This window comes from Streptomyces africanus (assembly GCF_002150735.1).
Classification (GTDB): domain Bacteria; phylum Actinomycetota; class Actinomycetes; order Streptomycetales; family Streptomycetaceae; genus Streptomyces; species Streptomyces africanus.
The window spans coordinates 208-529 of record NZ_MUKA01000718.1 but is presented as its reverse complement, the minus strand read 5'-3'; the positions used below and the strand labels follow the sequence as shown (position 1 = coordinate 529).

Sequence of the window (322 nt, the reverse complement as noted above, 5' to 3'; positions counted from 1 at the left end):
GGCGGTGACGCCCAGCCCACCTGGTCTCCGGACGGCAGGACGCTCGCCTTCACCCGCAACGAGGTGATCGGCGGCAACGGCGGCAACAAGCACATCTGGACCGTGCCGGTGGCCCGCCTGCACCAGCAGCACGATCTGAGCGCCGACATCTGCCCGGGCGACTGCGCGGTCATCGACGACAGCCCGGCGTTCTCGCCGGACGGCACGTCCCTCGCCTTCAACCGCAAGAGCGGCGGCGGCCGGGTCGACGAGCGTGCCGGCATCCTCCTCACCTCCCTCACGGGCGACGACTGCCGGGTGCTGACCCCCGCGGCCGCCCGCG

At 73.3% G+C, this 322-nt stretch carries 1 protein-coding gene; it reads left to right on the top strand.

The window, feature by feature from the left end; translation table 11 throughout:
• A partial coding sequence (locus tag CCL05_RS47040; protein WP_425276004.1) for a TolB family protein occupies nucleotides 1-322 on the top strand: 322 nt, incomplete at both ends.